We start from the raw sequence: 1,004 nt of genomic DNA on the forward strand, positions 1-1,004 counted from the left end.
TTAGCCATTGTTTGAACGCTGCCATCGATGTGACGCACAACGAGCATGTGAAAACTGTTCGACCCGAGGTCGATGGCTGCGTATAGCGGTGATGATCCTGCTTGACTCATAAACGACTTCAGTTTCCTTTTATGATTGTTTCGGCGCTGATTGACGTGGCTGACGAGGACGGCGTCCTTGAGGCTTACGGTTACCAGAGCGAGTACCACCGGTGTTGGTGCGGCGTTGCTGAACGCGCGGCGCACGCATGCGGATTGGCGCAGGCAGATCTTGAATCAGAGCTGATGCATCGTATTCCGACACAGGAATGGTGTGTTCGATGTATTCTTCAATCGCAGGCAAGTTGATTGCGTATTCTTCACACGCAAAGCTGATTGAATGACCGCTCGCGCCCGCACGACCCGTACGACCAATGCGGTGTACGTAATCTTCACAGTCGTCAGGCAGGTCATAGTTGAATACGTGTGTTACTTGAGGAATGTGTAGATCTCGGGCTGCGACGTCAGTCGCAAAAAGAATGTCGACATCGCCTTTAGTGAATTGTTCAAGAATCTTTTCACGTTTCTTCTGTGGAACATCACCTGTTAGTAGGCCAACGCGGTGACCATCTGCCGCCAAGTGGCCCCAAACTGACTCACATTTATGTTTGGTGTTCGCAAACACGATGGCGCGATCTGGCCACTCTTCTTCAATCAGAGTTTGAAGTAGAGCCATCTTGTCTTCATTAGATGGGTAGAACAGCTCTTCTTGGATACGGTGACCGGTTTTTTGTGCTGGCTCAACCACAACATGCTCAGGATTGTGCATATGCTCGAAAGCCAACTCTTGCACGCGGTAAGACAAAGTCGCAGAGAACAACATGTTCAAACGCTCTGTTGGCTCAGGCATACGACGGAACAAGAAACGAATGTCTTTAATAAAGCCAAGATCGAACATGCGGTCGGCTTCATCTAACACAACTGCTTGAATGTTGTTTAGATTGAAAACGCGCTGTTTGTAGAAAT

1 protein-coding gene is annotated in these 1,004 nt (G+C 49.0%); it reads right to left on the reverse strand.

All coding sequences use genetic code 11. The features are described from left to right. Positions 1 to 129: 129 nt before the first annotated feature. Positions 130 to 1,004 (reverse strand): helicase-related protein (locus R7P69_RS25350; protein WP_318121855.1); only part of this gene is annotated, 875 nt, incomplete at its 5' end.

Source organism: Vibrio sp. 661 (assembly GCF_033339315.1).
Lineage (GTDB): Bacteria > Pseudomonadota > Gammaproteobacteria > Enterobacterales > Vibrionaceae > Vibrio > Vibrio alginolyticus.